The organism is Curtobacterium sp. MCBA15_005 (genome assembly GCF_001864855.1).
Classification (GTDB): domain Bacteria; phylum Actinomycetota; class Actinomycetes; order Actinomycetales; family Microbacteriaceae; genus Curtobacterium; species Curtobacterium flaccumfaciens.
In genome coordinates this window covers 1,391-1,757 of the sequence record NZ_MJGL01000047.1, presented here as the reverse complement: position 1 = coordinate 1,757, position 367 = coordinate 1,391, and the positions used below count along the sequence as shown (strand labels likewise).

The following is a 367-nucleotide window of genomic DNA, read 5'->3' as shown; positions in this document are numbered from 1 at the left end:
ATGGTCATGGTCATCATCGCCGGACACATCGACCTGTCGGTCGGGTCGGTGGTCGCCTTCACCGGTGCCATGGCCGGCGTGATGATCACGCAGTGGAACATCCCGTGGCCGATCGCGGTCGTGCTCTGCCTGGTGGTCGGTGCGCTCGTCGGCGCCTGGCAGGGCTTCTGGATCGCGTACTTCGGGATCCCGGCGTTCATCGTGACGCTGGCGGGCATGCTCGCGTTCCGCGGCGCGGCGCAGATCGTCCTGCAGAACCAGCAGATCTCGCCGTTCCCCGCCGGCTTCCGCTCGCTCGGCTCCGGCTTCCTGCCGTCCTTCGGCACCACCGGGTACGAGCCGCTCACGATGATCCTCGGCTTCGCCG

General features: G+C 68.1%; 1 protein-coding gene. It reads left to right on the top strand.

Annotated features, from left to right (window positions below):
• A partial coding sequence (locus BIU89_RS13570; protein ID WP_441294457.1) for an ABC transporter permease subunit occupies positions 1-367 on the top strand: 367 nt, incomplete at both ends.